This is a genomic window from Arthrobacter sp. HMWF013, assembly GCF_003061105.1.
Lineage (GTDB): Bacteria > Actinomycetota > Actinomycetes > Actinomycetales > Micrococcaceae > Arthrobacter.
This window is the reverse complement of the sequence record NZ_QAIQ01000310.1, coordinates 1-6,906: the sequence shown is the minus strand read 5'-3', so window position 1 is coordinate 6,906 and position 6,906 is coordinate 1. Positions and strand designations below refer to the sequence as shown.

General features: G+C 63.7%; 9 protein-coding genes. 3 read left to right on the top strand and 6 right to left on the bottom strand.

The features are described 5' to 3' along the window. Positions 1 to 627, top strand: a 627-nt coding sequence (locus DBR22_RS11860) for an MFS transporter (protein WP_146187483.1), incomplete at its 5' end; no start/stop codon positions are given. Positions 628 to 748: 121 nt separating this feature from the next. On the opposite strand, the gene DBR22_RS11855 is transcribed toward DBR22_RS11860, so the two are convergent. Next, entirely contained in the window at positions 749 to 1,720 is a 972-nt protein-coding gene (locus DBR22_RS11855) for a cation diffusion facilitator family transporter (RefSeq protein WP_108599181.1), read from the bottom strand. 221 nt (positions 1,721 to 1,941) lie between these two features. Between DBR22_RS11855 and DBR22_RS11850 the strand changes: the two genes are divergently transcribed. Beyond that, entirely contained in the window at positions 1,942 to 2,217 is a 276-nt protein-coding gene (locus DBR22_RS11850) for a GlsB/YeaQ/YmgE family stress response membrane protein (RefSeq protein ID WP_108599180.1), read from the top strand. 76 nt (positions 2,218 to 2,293) lie between these two features. Here DBR22_RS11850 and DBR22_RS11845 read toward each other — a convergent pair whose 3' ends face one another. The 4 genes from DBR22_RS11845 to infC all read right to left on the bottom strand — a co-directional run bounded on the left by DBR22_RS11845 (position 2,294) and on the right by infC (position 5,268). Beyond that, positions 2,294 to 3,217, bottom strand: a complete 924-nt coding sequence (locus DBR22_RS11845; RefSeq protein ID WP_108599179.1) for a TrmH family RNA methyltransferase — start codon at positions 3,215 to 3,217, stop codon at positions 2,294 to 2,296. A 50-nt stretch (positions 3,218 to 3,267) separates the two neighbouring features. Continuing rightward, on the bottom strand, positions 3,268 to 3,723 hold the full coding sequence (gene rplT, locus DBR22_RS11840; RefSeq protein ID WP_108599178.1) for a 50S ribosomal protein L20: 456 nt from the start codon (positions 3,721 to 3,723) through the stop codon (positions 3,268 to 3,270). A gap of 119 nt (positions 3,724 to 3,842) precedes the next feature. Then, positions 3,843 to 4,037 (bottom strand): 50S ribosomal protein L35, encoded by a 195-nt coding sequence (gene rpmI, locus DBR22_RS11835; protein ID WP_009358635.1) that lies wholly within the window; start codon positions 4,035 to 4,037, stop codon positions 3,843 to 3,845. Positions 4,038 to 4,152: 115 nt separating this feature from the next. Further along, positions 4,153 to 5,268 carry a translation initiation factor IF-3 gene (gene infC, locus DBR22_RS11830; protein ID WP_375134955.1) on the bottom strand — a complete coding sequence of 372 codons (1,116 nt, stop codon included), beginning with the start codon at positions 5,266 to 5,268 and terminating at the stop codon, positions 4,153 to 4,155. 387 nt (positions 5,269 to 5,655) lie between these two features. Here infC and DBR22_RS11825 point away from each other — a divergent pair, with 387 nt between their 5' ends. Beyond that, a complete protein-coding gene (locus DBR22_RS11825; RefSeq protein ID WP_058929458.1) occupies positions 5,656 to 6,042 on the top strand; it encodes a DUF1844 domain-containing protein in 387 nt (128 codons plus the stop codon). 108 nt (positions 6,043 to 6,150) lie between these two features. Here the strand turns inward: DBR22_RS11825 and DBR22_RS11820 are convergent. Continuing rightward, a partial coding sequence (locus DBR22_RS11820; RefSeq protein WP_146187482.1) for an MFS transporter occupies positions 6,151 to 6,906 on the bottom strand: 756 nt, incomplete at its 5' end.

Sequence of the window (6,906 nt, the reverse complement as noted above, 5' to 3'; positions counted from 1 at the left end):
GTCCCCTTCCAGCCCGCCCACCCGGACGCGAGCATCCGCCGCGAACTCGGTGCCCTTAAGCGTCTTCAGGTCTGGCTGGCCATCCTGATCGGCATCGTGGGCTTTGGCGGCTTCTTCGCCACGTACACCTACATTGCGCACACCATGACCCTGGTGGCAGGCATCCCCGCCTGGTTGCTTCCCGTTGTGGTGGCGCTGTATGGACTCGGCATGGTGGCCGGCACCGTGGTGGGCGGCAGGCTGGCTGACAAGTCCGTGATGGGGACGTTGTATTGGGTACTGCCTGGAATCGCTGTTGCCCTCGTTGTCTACGCTATCGCCGCGCACTGGCCGTGGTCCGCGTTGGTGATGGTCTTTGTGGTGGGGGCCTCCGGCTCCCTGCTGATCCCGGCCCTCCAGACCCGCCTGCTGGACGCCTCACCGGATGCCCCGTCCCTTGCCTCTTCGCTGAACCATGCTGCGCTGAACGTGGCCAACGCGTTGGGTGCCTTCCTCGGCGGTCTGGTGATCGCCTGGGGTTGGGGCTTCGTGGCACCAGCGCTTGTTGGTGCGGTGCTGGCCATCCTGGGCCTGGCCGTCGCAGTCATCAGCGGCCTCCTCGAACGCAAAAAGCCGCTGGCCACCTGATCCCGGATCACGTGGCCAGGAGCTACACAACCGCAGCGTAGGGCTGCCTTGCCCGCATGGGCGGTCATCCTGAATGCGTCAGCGCCTTGACCAGGGCCAATCAGGGAAGGACCAGGGCTCATCAGGGAAGGACGTCCTGTGGCCCCGCCCCTGCCTGACGCTGCCCGCTGTCCTGCTTTTCGTCCCGGTGCAGATCGGGTTCGAGATAGATCACCTGGGCGATCGGAACCGCCGTCCGGATCCTGACCTCCGCTTCGTCGATGGCGGCAGCAATATCGCGGCCGGTGTCGGCAGCGCCCACGGAAATTTTGGCTGCCACGAGCAACTCTTCCGGTCCGAGGTGGAGGGTCTTCAGATGGATGATGCGGCTTGTTCCGCCTGCCTCGATGGCCTCGCTGATCCGGGCCACGTCGTTGCGGGTGGCTGATTCCCCCAGCAGCAGGGATTTGGTTTCGATAGCCAGCACGATGGCGATCGCCACGAGCAGGAAACCGATCATTGCAGTACCCAAAGCGTCCCAGATCCCGTTGCCGGTGATCAGCGTCATCCCCACACCGATCAGCGCGAACATCAGGCCCAGAAGTGCTCCGAGGTCCTCCAACAGAATGACCGGCAGTTCGGGCTGCTTGGCCGTGCGCACGAAACTGACCCAGCCCTGCTTCCCACGAACGTGATTGGATTCGATGATTGCCGTCCGGAAGGAGAAGGACTCGGCCACAATGGCCCCCATCAGAACAGCCAGGGGAACCCACCAGAAGTCGCCCTCGATGGCGTGGGGATGCTGAATCTTCTCCCAGGCCTCATACAGTGCAAACAGTCCGCCGACGCTGAAAAGCACTATCGAGACGATGAATGCATAGATGTAGCGTTCGCGTCCGTACCCGAAGGGGTGCTCCGCGCTTGCCTCCTTGCGGGCCCTCTTGCCGCCGATCAACAGCAGCAACTGGTTCCCCGAGTCGGCAATGGAATGGATGGCTTCAGCGAGCATCGACGAGGAAGCCGTCAGGAAAAAGGCAACGAACTTGAGGGCGGCGATCGTCAGGTTTGCTGCGAGAGCCGCCACGATCGCTTTGGTACCGCCATTTGCAGCCACGGAGGCTCTCCTCTTCAGAGTTGGAAGAACTGGCGTGCAGGGTTTGGAAAACCTGCAGAAACCATTGCCGGGCCGGTGAAGACTCCGCCCATGAACACCGTACCTTTCAGGCCCGAAGAACACGGGCCGGCCGGGCCCAAAGCCTGCTGACAACCAAGTCGCCTTATGTTAGCTTGAACACAATCGGGACAAATACTCCCGACGAATAATAAGGAGGAGACATGGGTTTTCTTGCTTGGATTATTCTCGGCCTCATTGTCGGGGCCATCGTTAAAGCCGTAATGCCCGGCAGGGTGGGCGGCGGATGGGTCACCAGCCTCGTCCTTGGCGTCGTTGGTGCTATCGTCGGCGGCTGGATTGGCAGCCTCCTGTTTGGCAGGGGCGTCGAGTCCTTCTTCGACCTCGGTACATGGCTTCTGGCGATCGTAGGTGGCCTGCTCGTTGTTGGCATCTATGGCGCCGTCACGGGACGCGGCAAGACCACACGCGCACCCTGATTCCCGGCATCTCACCTATTCATACAGCAAGGGCCCCGGAGATTTATCCGGGGCCCTGACTTTTAATGGTGATGTCCTAACCAGTGGTTATCTGGCTGCCTGCATGGGTTTCGTTCTGGGCCCTGGCGCTGGCGTAGAGGCACACCGTCGCCGCTGTCCCGAGGTTGAGGCTCTCGGCGGCGCCGTAGACGGGCACTGCCACCCGGTGGTCAGCGAGGGCCAGTTCTTCCTCCGAAAGCCCCTGGGCTTCGTTTCCGAACAGCCAAACGGTGGGTCGCTCCAGCCCATACACCGACTCGACGGCCGAGCCTGCCGTCCTGCGGGCGGCGTTTTCGTCCTGAAGGGTGTCCAGGTTGAGGTCCCCGTAGCCGTCAGCGGCCAGCACCCCGATGCCCCGGGCGCGGCAGGCTGCGGCCACTTCCGCAGCGTCTGCGCCGAGGACCACGGGAAGGTGGAAGATGGATCCCGCGGTGGAACGGACCGCTTTGGGGTTGTAAATGTCCACGCTGGAACCTGTCAGCACCACGGCGTCGGCCCCGGCCGCATCGGCAGCCCGCAGCACAGTACCGGCGTTTCCGGGGTCCCTGACCTGGCACAGCACGGCAATCAGGCGGGGTCCGCCGTCGAGCACTTCTTCAATACCGACATCAAGGAAACGGCAAACAGCGAGGATGCCCTGCGGGGTGACCGTATCCGCCATCGCGGCGAGTACTTCATCCGTGGCGATATAGGCAGGGGTTCCCTCCGCCAGCTCTTCAAATTCGGGGTACCGGTCCAGGCAGGACTCGCTTGCGTAGACCTCTTCGACAATCCCCTGCTCCCCCGCTGCCAGCCGCTTCCGGTGGAGCGTCAGCGCTTCGCGCACAGCCTGGGGGCCCTCAGCCAGGAACTGCTCCCGCTTTAAACGGGCCGGGCGCCCTGCAAGCTGTGCCACCTTCCTCACCCGATCAGCTCGGGGGTTGGAGAGTGAATCATCTTGCGGGCGCCCGGTTTCGTTCATACAAGAACCTTAGTGGCTGGAGCCACCAGAGCTTGAACGACGAACAGGAACTACTTGGCAGCCACTTCAGCGGCCGGCTTTGCAGCCTTCGCCTTGGGTGCCTTGGCAGCCTTGGGAGCCGCAGCCTGGACGGCCGGAGCGGACGTGTCAGCAGGCAGGGAGTCCTTGGCAATCTTGACCAGGGCAGCGAATGCGTTGGCATCCGAGACAGCCAGCTCAGCGAGCATACGGCGGTCAACCTCGACCTCAGCGGCCTTCAGGCCCTGGATCAGGCGGTTGTACGTCAGGCCGTTGGCGCGGGATGCAGCGTTGATACGCTGGATCCACAGGCGGCGGAAGTCGCCCTTCTTCTTTTTGCGGTCGCCGTAGCTGTACACAAACGAGTGCAGCAGCTGCTCTTTGGCCTTGCGGTACAGGCGTGAACGCTGTCCACGGTAGCCCTTTGCGCGTTCAAGGATAACCCGGCGCTTCTTGTGGGCGTTGACCGCCCTCTTCACACGTGCCACGTGCGTACTCCTTCGAAAATCTGATCCCAAGCATCTACTGCCGGAAAGAACCGGCTGGCCTGAGAAGCCTTTTTGGTAGTTGACTGCTGCCAGGTGGCATCAGTCAGAGAACTTGGAACTTAGATGCCGAGCATCTTCCGGATGACCTTTGCGTCACCCTTGAAGACGATCTTGTCGCCGGCGAGGCGACGAGTCAGCCTGGAGGACTTGTGCTCGAGGTAGTGGCGGCGGTTGGCCTGCTGGCGGCGCAGCTTGCCGCTGCCGGTCAGCTTGAAGCGCTTCTTAGCACCACTGTGGGTCTTCATCTTCGGCATGGGAACCGATCTCCTTACGTGTCCACAGACATAGTCTGCAGTTCTTCGAGCAGCCACCCCTGCAGGCGGCGTGCTGGTTGCGTACTGCGGGAGGACAACCTCCAACAGTTTTGAACTAGGTGGTCTTCTTGCCGGCGGGCTTCGGCGCTGCCTTAGGGGCAGGCCTTGCAGCAGGCTTCGGCGCTGCCGGCCGGGCTACCGGCTTGGGCATCGGGACCGGAGGCCTCGGAGCGGCCGGAGCCGGAGCAGCTGCCGGAGCGGCAGCTTCCGCAGGCTTCGCAGCTTCGGCAGGCTTCGCGGCCACAGGTGCTTTGGCAGCGGCTGCCGGGGCAGCCTTCGGAGCCTCACGCCGGGGAGCGGCAGCCTTGGGAGCTGCCTTAGGCGCGGCCTGCCTCGGGGCTGCCTGCTTCGGAGCCGCCTCAGCGACGGCTTCCTTCACTGGTGCCTCCGTGGCGGAAGCCTCGGGGGCAGCCGCAACGGGCGCCTCAGCCTTTGCCGGCGCTTCCTCGGTTACCGGAGCCTGCGTTTCTTCAGACTCTTCAGCAACAGTCCCGGCAGCTTCAGACTCAGTGTCCCGCGCTTCCGTTTCCGGCTCGGTGGTGATGGCGAAACCTTCGGGCAGAAGGTCGGCCAGCGACTGCGTGAACGGTGCCTGGTCGTCGCCGGAGACATCGACCCGCCCGCCGCCTGTTGCCTTGGCTTCGTTCTGCGCCTTGGCCTCTGCACGCTGCGTAGCACGGCGCGCTTCAGCTTTGGCTTCAGCCTTGTTCTTGAGCGGGCCCACCACCATGACCATGTTGCGGCCATCGATACGCGGGCTGGACTCAACAACGCCCACTTCGGCGACGTCGTCGGCGAAGCGCTGAAGCAGGCGGATGCCCATCTCAGGACGCTGCTGCTCACGGCCACGGAACTGGATCATGGCCTTGACCTTGTCACCGGCGCCGAGGAAGCGCAGTGCATGGCCGCGCTTGGTCTCGTAATCGTGGGTGTCGATCTTCAGGCGGAAGCGGATTTCCTTCAGAACAGTGTTGGTCTGGTTCTTCCGGGCTTCACGTGCCTTGACAGCGGCCTCGTACTTGTACTTGCCGAAGTCCATCAGCTTGCACACCGGAGGCTTGGCCTGCGGTGCAACTTCAACGAGATCAAGATCGGACTCGGCAGCCAAACGCAGGGCATCATCAATACGGACGATTCCTACCTGTTCACCTGCAGGGCCGACCAGCCGCACCTCGGGGACGCGGATACGCTCATTGATTCTTGGCTCGCTAATGTTAAAGCTCCTGTGATTGATGTGGTATTCCACCGGCAAATAGAGAAGGCCCCCAATTGCCGGAGCAATCGAAGGCCTCGAAGATCGGATGCACGCTCCTCCAAGAGGGCTGTGCGCACAACCTGCGGCGCAGTGCCTCAGGAAATGCCCGACCAGGTACCCGGCAACCTTGCTTCCCGGGAAATTTCTTCCGGCGGGAAAACGGCTGACGCGGGTGGGAGAGAACTCCGCTTGCAAACTGCATGCCATTCTACAGAAAGAATCCCGCCCAGCGCAGCTTGGCGCCAGTGGGACCTTACACAGCAAAATAACGACATCCAGTCGGTCTGTGACAAGCTTACCAGTATGAGCACTCCAGACAGTAATTCACACGTTTTCGAGGCCCCCGATGCCAAGGCTGACGTGACCCAGCAAATCCGCGACATCTCGGAGGTGCCGGCCATCGAGGTCATCACCACGGCCGCCGTCCACCTCATGAGCGCCGCCGCCGTGAAACTGGGCCTTGCCGCCGAGGACAACGCCGAGGAACTCAAGGACCTGGACGAGGCACGCAAACTCATTACGGCCCTGGCCGGCCTGGTGACCTCAGCGGCACCCGAAATCGGCTCCCAGCACGCCGGCCCGTTGCGCGATGGCCTGCGGTCTCTTCAGCTCGCCTTCCGCGAAGAGTCCATCATTCCGGACGCCCCGGGCAAGGGCCCCGGCGAGAAATACACCGGCGCCGTCAACTAGGCGCGCACTGCCCCGAGGCAACGGGGCCGGCACAAAGAAGTACGACGACGGCGGCGGACGGACCACACGGTCCGTCCGCCGCCGTCGTGCTTGAGGTCCTTGTGGATGTCAGACAGCCGCGCGGCGGCGTCGCACCGCCTGGAGCAGCAGGCCCACCAGGCACAGTGCAACTCCGCCCACACCCACGGAGATGAATCCGCCGGCAGGACCCACGCCGTCGATGAAGACCCCGGCCAGCGGGGCACCCAGGGCCACGCCGCCGGTCAGGGCGGAGCCGTACCAGCCCATCGCCTCGCCACGACGGTCCTCGGGCACGAGTTCGGCGACCTTCTCGGAAGCCGCTGACAGCACGGGCGCGCACAGGAGTCCCGGGAGCACCGACAGGGCTGCCAGGGTCCAGGTGTCCTGGGCGAACCCCATGGGGATGGTCAGCGCGGCCATTCCCAGCAGCAGGACGATGGGCGACACCGGCCGGTGCATGGCTCCATACACCAGGCCGCCCACCACTGATGCGGCACACCAGAAGAGGAAAACAATTCCTATTTCACCTTGGTGGCCACCAATTTCCAGCGCCGCAACAATGCCCACGTCCGAGCCGCTCAGGACCATTCCCGCCCCTGCTGCCACTGCAAAAACGGCGGCCACTGTCGCTGTAAACCAGGTGAAGCTTCCCGAGACTCTGCCCCGCAGGCCCGGGCGCCTGGCCGGGCCCTGTGGCGTGCCGGCGGGAACCAGATCGGCCGCGGCCTCCTGGAGGTGGGCAGGAGCGGCTGAGACCACGGCCATTTCGGCTGCATGGCGCTGGTCCGATGCGCCCTCGGCCGAGGGGACCGCGCTCCGGGTGGGCGGGTTGAACCACATGAG